Consider the following 6,275-nt stretch of genomic DNA (forward strand, 5'->3'; position numbering starts at 1 on the left):
GGGCGGCCGGATCGCGGCCCGGCGCCGCCTCAGTAGCCCTTCCAGAGGCCGGGAGTGGCCAGCTCGAGCAGGTGCCCGTCCGGGTCGCGGAAGTAGACGCTGACGCCGCCCCGCGGCCAGCGGGTACGGCCCTCGACGGCCACGCCGGCGGCCGCGAGATGATCCTCCCAGGACGCGAGGGCGTCCGCGTCGATCGAGAACGCGATATGGGCCGGGCCGCGGCCGTCATGGGGCGGGATGAGACCGCCCGGCGTCTCGATCGGCTGCAGGGACCCGCCTTCCGGGAAGAGCAGGAGGACGCCGCGGCCGCCGACGTCGAAGGCGCGCATGCGGAAGTCGGTGAAGAGGCAGCGCAATCCCATCGTGTCGCGGTAGAAGGCCTCGGCGCGGTCGAGGTCCGCGACGTACAGCGCCGTCTCCAAGATGGCGTTGAGCTGGGGCACGGCGATCTCCCGGCGGCGACTCGGTCACGGCCCGCCGGCGACCGCGCCGGCGATCACCATCAGCAGGGCCTCGAGGTCGATCCGCCCCGAGATCCGCGCGTAGCCCGGCTCCGACAGGTCGACCTGCGGCGCGGGATCCTCCGCCTCGGCCTGGCGCGTCAGCTCCGCCAGGATGGCGTCCCGCAAGGCGTCGTCGAGCTTCATGGGTCCGGCTCCCGCTCATCGCCGCGCCCGGCCCGCGGGCCCCGATCCGGTCCGGATCGGCCCCGCGCCGGGCGACGGCTGTACCGGAGCCAACCGGCCGGTCCCGGCCTCGGTTCGCCGCCCGGCCGGGCTCAGACGGTCGACGGCCGCGGCGTGCCCTGGTCCGGACGCGGGGCGCGGCCCGGCACCAGCGACAGGGCGGCCGAGAGCAGGGCGAAGATCACCAGGGGCAGAAGGCTCAAGGTGAAGCTGCCGGTCCCGTCCTTGATCGCGCCGATCAGGTAGGGCCCGAGGAAGCCGCCGAGATTGCCGACCGCGTTGATGGCCGCGATGCTCGCCGCCGCCGTGGCGGGCGGCATCTGCTCGGTCGCGAGCGCCCAGAACGGGCCCTTGAGCATGTAGACGCCCATGGCGGCGATCGTCAGCGCCGCCACGACCGGGCCGAGCCCCGAGAGGACCGTGCCGCCCGCGAGCCCCAGCGCGAGGATCAGGAACGAGAGCGCGAGGTGCCAGCGCCGCTCGGCGGTCCGGTCGCTGTGCCGGCCCCAGAGGACCATCGCGAGGGACGCGAACCCGTACGGGATGCTGTTCAGGAGCCCGGTCTCGACGTTGCCGAGGCCGAAGCTCTTGACGATCTGCGGCGTCCAGAACGACAGCCCGTAGCTGCTCGCCGTCGAGCCGAAGTAGATGGCGGCGAAGAGGGCGAGCCGCCGGTCGCGCAGGATGTCCCAGAGCGGCGGCTTCGCGGGCTGGCCGCGGCGGGTGTTGCGCGCCGCCTCGGCCCGGAGCTGCCGCTCCAGCCAGTCCCGCTCGGCCGCCGGCAGCCACGCCGCGTCCCGCGGTCCGTCCGGCAGGAACCACAGCACCGCCACGGCCAGGAACACCGCCGGCAGGCCCTCGAGGATGAACAGCCACTGCCAGCCGGCGAGGCCGAGCCCCGTCACGTTGAGCAGCGCGCCGGAGATCGGCGAGCCGAGGAACGACGAGATCGGGATCGAGATCATGAAGATCCCGATGATCCGCGCCCGGTAGGCGGAGGGGAACCAGTAGGTGAGGTAGAGGATGACGCCGGGGAAGAAGCCGGCCTCGGCGAGCCCCAGCAGGAAGCGCAGGCCGATGAACGACCACGGCCCCTGCACCAGCGCCATGGCGGCGGAGATCAGCCCCCAGGTCGCCATGATCCGGGCGATCCACAGCCGCGCCCCGAAGCGCTCCAGCATCAGGTTGCTGGGGATCTCCATCAGGAAGTAGCCGAGGAAGAAGATGCCGGCGCCCCAGCCGAACACGGTCGCCGACAGGCCGACATCGTGGTTCATCTGGATCGCCGCGAAGCCGACATTCACGCGGTCCAGGAAGGAGACGAAGTAGGCGAGGATCAGGAACGGCACGAGCCGCCAGCCGATCCTGCGCATCGCCGAGCGTTCCAGGGCGGCCTCGTCCAAGGAGCCTGTCATCGGGCCTATCCTCGCGGCGTGTCTCGGGGTCAGGCCGGCCCCCGCGGGGGTCCGGGTCGATCCAGGTCACGTCTCCGGGTCAGGGCCGGGCCCGCGCGGGGCGGGACGGCGCCGGGCGCCGCCGCGCGGGCGGGCGGCGGGCAGGCGCGGCGTCTCGGGCTTCCTCGCGGGCCGGTCATCTCTGGTCGTGACCTGTGCCGACCCTGCTTAACCCGCGGCCGCCGCGGCTGGGAAGCGCCGCCGGGCTTCAACGGCGCGGATCTGTCGAGGGGGCGGCGAAGCGACCCGGGGCAGCCCGGCATCCGCGGGCGCGGTGCCGCTGGACTGCTTCGCTGCGCCCGCAACGACGGGCGGCGCGGGCGTCTCTCGACCGCTCGCACCGCCTACAGACCTCGCCCTCAGGCCTTCTTGACGTTCCAGAACACCGGCACGCCGTCGAGGACACCGGTCAGGGACGGCTTGTACGAGGTCTGGTTGAAGTACTGCCCGAGGGGCAGGTAGGGCAGGTCGACGAAGGCCTGCTGCTGGAGCTCGCCCGCGAGCCGCTTGCGCGCGGCGGTGTCCGGGGCGTCCAGCCACTGGTCCCGCAGGGCCTCGATCTTCTCGCTGGTGGGCCAGCCGATCGCGGCGCTCTGGCCCGTCCCGCGCAGGAAGGCGCTGACCGCCGGATTCGCCTGGTCGAGCCCGGCCCAGAAGGTGCAGAAGGCGCTCCAGCCGCCCTGGGCGACCGGCTCCTTCTTGGCGCGCCGCTGCACCACCGACCCCCAGTCCATGACCTGGTAGTCGACGTTGAAGCCGGCGCGGGTGAGCATGTCGGCCGCCACGTCGGCGAGCGCCTTCAGGCTCGGGAAGTCCGAGGCGCCCATCAGCACCACCTTCTCGCCCTTGTAGCCCGCCGCCGCCAGCGCCGCCTTGGCGCCCGCGTAGTCGCGCTTGCGCGTCAGGACGTCGAGGCCGACATCGCTCGCCATGGGCAGGCCCGGGCAGAAGAAGCCGGTCGGCACGTGGATCAGCTTGGGATCGGTCCCGGTCACCGCCTGCATGAAGTCGGTCTGGTCGACGACCTTCAGCAGCACCTGCCGGATCGCCGGATTGTCGAAGGGCGGCTGGAGCTGGTTCATCCGCAGGCAGCCTATCAGGCCGGTCGGATCGGTGATCCGCGTCGTCAGGCCGCCGAGGGTCGGGACGAGATCGGCCGGCGGCTGCTCCCACCAGTCCATCTCGCCCGTCTGCATGGCCGAGGCGGCGGTGGCCTGATCGGGGATGACGTGCCACTCGACCCGGTCGACGAAGGCGCGCTTCGGGCCCGAGGTCCATTGCGGCTCGCCGCCCTCGCGGGGGACGTAGCCGGCAAAGCGCTCGTAGACCACCCGGGCGCCGACCACGCGCTCGTCCGCCTTGAAGCGGAACGGGCCGCTGCCGACCATCTCGGTCACCTGCGTGAACGGGTCGGTCCTGGCGAGACGCTCCGGCATGATGGCGCAGATCGAGGAGCCGACCTTGCCCAGCGCGTCCGGCAGGAGCGCGAAGGGCTTCTTCAGCCGGAACTGGATCGTCCGGTCGTCCGGGGCCGAGAGCTCGTCCGTGTAGGCCATGAGGGTCTGGCCCATCGCGTCGCGCTTGCCCCAGCGCGCGACGCTCGCGACGCAGTCGCGGGCCAGCACCGGGCTGCCGTCGTGGAAGGTCAGCCCGGGCCGCAGGGTGAGGCGCCACAGCTTGCCGTCGTTCTCCACCGTGTGGCCCGCCACCATCTGCGGCTGGGCGGCGTAGCCGGCATCGGTGCCGTAGAGCGTGTCGAAGACGGCGAGCCCGTGGTTCCGGGTGACGTAGGCGGTCGTCCAGATCGGATCGAGCACCGTCAGGTCGGCCTGCGGGATGAACTTGAGCGTCCGGGCGGCGCCGCCCTGCGCCAGGGCCGGTGCCGCGAGGGCGGCGCCCGACAGGGCCATGAAGGATCGTCTGTTCAGCATGCCGACTCGCCCAAGCGTTGCAGTCCCGCGGAGGTTAGCACGTGGCGGGCCAAGCGCGTCACGGGCGCGTCACGGGCGTATCACGGGCGCGCCGGTCAGCGTGCCGCCGCCAGATCCTGCACGAGGGTCAGGACGCGGCGGCGAAGCTCGGGATCGTCGATGCGCCTGTAGGCGTGCAGCAGGGCGTCGGCCTCGTCGGCACGCCCGCCGGCGACGGCGGCGCCGCGCTCCGCACCCTGCGGGCCGTACAGGGAGGCGGCCGGAACCTGCAGCGCCTCGGCGATCCGCCGCAGCAGCCGCCCGGCCCCCGGCGCGTGCGGCAGGGCGGAGCGCTGGAACAGGTCGTCCTCCGGCGCCGCGTCCCCGGAGGATCTGCCCCGGACAGGTGATTTCGATCCCATCGGCGGTCAGGCTCTGGCGCGCGGGCTGGCTTGAGCATTCATAATACAGAAGACCATCGGCACGCGAGTGGCCAGCACGCAACAGTTGCATAAATGCGTCAAAGAACTCTTGAGGTTGCAGCTACCGTCCCCGTAGACCGACCGGCTCGGAACCGCACACGCCCATCGCCATGCCCAAGACCCGCGCGCCCGTCGGTCAGACCTGCATCGAAGCCTTCCAGATCGCGCTCGATTCCGCCGACATGATCGGGCACTGGGCGTGGGATCCCGCGACGGACCGCGTGCGGGTCGACGCCCTGGTGGCGCTCCTGTTCAAGGTCGACCCGACCGAGGCGGAAGCCGGGATCCCGATGGCACACTACGAGGCGGCCATCCACGCCGACGACCGCGACCGCGTCGTCGGCTTGGTCCGCCGCAGCGTCGCGGCGGGGAGCTCCTACGTCGCCGAGTACCGGGTGATCTCCGTCGACGGCCGGACGCGCTGGGTCCTGGCGCGCGGGCGCTTCACCAGCGATCGTGACGGCCGGCCGACGGGCGGGCGCGGGATCCTCGTGGACATCACGGCGCTGCGCGCGGGCGAGGAGACCGGCGGCGCGGCCGCGCCCGGCACCGGCGAGACGCCCCTGGACCGGGCGGTCGAGCACGCCCTCGCCGCGCAGCGGGCCCTCGCGGCGCTGGGCGATCCGGCCCTGAAGGCCGAGGCGGACGCGCTGCTGATGGCGCTGGGGCGGCGGCTGGCCCGGCGGCAGGTCGCCGAGCGGCGCCGGCTCCTGAACTGAAGCTTGACCGCGGCGGAGCGGCGGCAAACACTGGAGCCGCACCGACAGTGATCGGCCTTTTTCCGTGCAAAGCGGGGACGAACAAGCTTTCGTCAAGATAACGACTTTATTGGCGGCGAGCAGGTGCGGGACCGGATGCCGGCAGCGGCGTTGCCGGAGCCCCGTCCTCACCCGAGCGTGCCGCGCGCGCGCCGTTGCCGTCCGAACCCCGGCGGGATTCGGATTTCCGGGATCGTCGTCATGCATTTCACCGTCACCGCACGCCTGCCCGCGCGCCGGTTCGCCTACCAGCACGCCTCGGTCCTGACCGCCCTGGATCAGGGCATGAGCCTGATCGCGGCCGGCATGGCCGAGGTGACGATTACGGACGGCAGCGGCGAGGCCCGGACGCCGGCCGCGCTGTACCAGTCCCTGTTCGGGGCGCCCGGTCCCCTGCGGCGCCACCCGGCACACGGGCAGGCACACGGGCAGGCGCGGGCCGCCTGATCGCGAGAGACCTGATCGCGCGGCGCCCGTCCCGCAACAGATCACCCCGTGCCCGGGCGGTGCTCGGGCGTACACGACTTCCGTTTCATGACCCGAGGCCTGGAAAGGACCGCGGCCGATCTCGACTAAAGAGAAATTTGACCAGTACGACGTCGTCTTTCTGGACAACGGCCGAGATCAGGCTTAACCTCGGTGTGTTCGTGCCGCCGAAGTGCGGGCTCGAATGCTTCCGAGGATCATCTTACATGAAGCGCCGCAGCGCGCGACCGTTCATGGTCGAAGTCAAGCAGACTCGTTCGGCCCGCACAACGCTGACTGCCACCGAGGCGCGACCGCGCCCGGACAAGATCCTGTGGCCGGAACTGGCGCAGGCTGCCCTCGAGCCGCCCGCGCCCGCGCCCGCCCCCCAGGCGGCGCCGGCGCCGCGCCCGGAGCGGAAGGTGCCGGACGCACCGGTGCGCCGCGTCCTGCCGAGCCTCATGCCGATGTTCGATGTCCCGGTCGAGCCTGTCGTCGAAGTCGCCGGCGATGCCGTGAC

General features: G+C 72.3%; 7 protein-coding genes and 1 pseudogene. 3 read left to right on the forward strand and 5 right to left on the reverse strand.

What is annotated here, in order from left to right:
- Positions 1-29: 29 nt before the first annotated feature.
- The 5 genes from ME121_RS32125 to ME121_RS32145 form a co-directional block, all read right to left on the reverse strand.
- Positions 30-443: a VOC family protein gene (locus tag ME121_RS32125; RefSeq protein WP_012321169.1), complete on the reverse strand. Its 414-nt coding sequence runs from the start codon at positions 441-443 to the stop codon at positions 30-32.
- A 24-nt stretch (positions 444-467) separates the two neighbouring features.
- Positions 468-647: a hypothetical protein gene (locus tag ME121_RS32130; RefSeq protein ID WP_012321170.1), complete on the reverse strand. Its 180-nt coding sequence runs from the start codon at positions 645-647 to the stop codon at positions 468-470.
- A gap of 131 nt (positions 648-778) precedes the next feature.
- Positions 779-2,101 carry an MFS transporter gene (locus ME121_RS32135; RefSeq protein WP_012321171.1) on the reverse strand — a complete coding sequence of 441 codons (1,323 nt, stop codon included), beginning with the start codon at positions 2,099-2,101 and terminating at the stop codon, positions 779-781.
- A 398-nt stretch (positions 2,102-2,499) separates the two neighbouring features.
- Positions 2,500-4,071, reverse strand: coding sequence for an ABC transporter substrate-binding protein (locus ME121_RS32140; RefSeq protein ID WP_043074531.1), 1,572 nt, complete (start codon positions 4,069-4,071; stop codon positions 2,500-2,502).
- 95 nt (positions 4,072-4,166) lie between these two features.
- Positions 4,167-4,472 (reverse strand): hypothetical protein, encoded by a 306-nt coding sequence (locus ME121_RS32145; RefSeq protein WP_059410282.1) that lies wholly within the window; start codon positions 4,470-4,472, stop codon positions 4,167-4,169.
- Between the two features lie 170 nt (positions 4,473-4,642).
- Here ME121_RS32145 and ME121_RS32150 point away from each other — a divergent pair, with 170 nt between their 5' ends.
- The 3 genes and pseudogenes from ME121_RS32150 to ME121_RS32160 all read left to right on the forward strand — a co-directional run.
- A complete protein-coding gene (locus ME121_RS32150; RefSeq protein ID WP_012321174.1) occupies positions 4,643-5,251 on the forward strand; it encodes a PAS domain-containing protein in 609 nt (202 codons plus the stop codon).
- Between the two features lie 240 nt (positions 5,252-5,491).
- A complete protein-coding gene (locus ME121_RS32155) occupies positions 5,492-5,737 on the forward strand; it encodes a hypothetical protein (protein ID WP_059410283.1) in 246 nt (81 codons plus the stop codon).
- Between the two features lie 245 nt (positions 5,738-5,982).
- Positions 5,983-6,275, forward strand: a pseudogene (locus ME121_RS32160) (hypothetical protein); the annotation flags it as partial.

It is taken from the genome of Methylobacterium sp. ME121 (assembly GCF_000974725.1).
GTDB lineage: Bacteria > Pseudomonadota > Alphaproteobacteria > Rhizobiales > Beijerinckiaceae > Methylobacterium > Methylobacterium radiotolerans.

Excerpts from the sequence above, each read along its gene's own strand:
- ME121_RS32130 (WP_012321170.1), bottom strand. The coding sequence starts at position 647 with ATGAAGCTCGACGACGCCTTGCGGGACGCCATCCTGGCGGAGCTGACG.
- ME121_RS32150 (WP_012321174.1), top strand. The coding sequence starts at position 4,643 with ATGCCCAAGACCCGCGCGCCCGTCGGTCAGACCTGCATCGAAGCCTTC.
- ME121_RS32145 (WP_059410282.1), bottom strand. The coding sequence starts at position 4,472 with ATGGGATCGAAATCACCTGTCCGGGGCAGATCCTCCGGGGACGCGGCG.
- ME121_RS32140 (WP_043074531.1), bottom strand. The coding sequence starts at position 4,071 with ATGCTGAACAGACGATCCTTCATGGCCCTGTCGGGCGCCGCCCTCGCG.
- ME121_RS32155 (WP_059410283.1), top strand. The coding sequence starts at position 5,492 with ATGCATTTCACCGTCACCGCACGCCTGCCCGCGCGCCGGTTCGCCTAC.
- ME121_RS32135 (WP_012321171.1), bottom strand. The coding sequence starts at position 2,101 with ATGACAGGCTCCTTGGACGAGGCCGCCCTGGAACGCTCGGCGATGCGC.